The 277-nt window shown below is 53.1% G+C and carries 1 protein-coding gene; it reads left to right on the top strand.

The window, feature by feature from the left end; genetic code table 11:
* Window positions 1–277: carbohydrate kinase family protein (locus HBA93_RS20930; RefSeq protein ID WP_286202107.1), on the top strand; the 277-nt coding region annotated here is incomplete at both ends.

The following is a 277-nucleotide window of genomic DNA, read 5'->3' as shown; positions in this document are numbered from 1 at the left end:
ACAGTCTCGCTTGATCCGAGCTGGGATGAAACCCTGATCTATGATCCGGCCTTGCTCAAGGCTTGCGCAGGCGTGGATATTTTCCTGCCGAATAATGAAGAAGCACTAGCGATTACCGGCTTTGAAGACCCGCAAGATGCGCTGAATAAGCTCGCAGAAACCTTTCCCCTTGTAGTGCTGAAAGGCGGCGCGGAAGGCGCATGGCTGCGTTCAAAAGAGCATAATCTTCACGCCAAAGCCGAGAATGTGCCGGTTATTGATACCACTGGTGCCGGTG

The organism is Ochrobactrum sp. SFR4, assembly GCF_019730395.1.
Classification (GTDB): Bacteria; Pseudomonadota; Alphaproteobacteria; order Rhizobiales; family Rhizobiaceae; genus Pseudochrobactrum.
The sequence above is the reverse complement of the archived record's forward strand: the minus strand, read 5'-3'. Positions and strand labels throughout refer to the sequence as shown.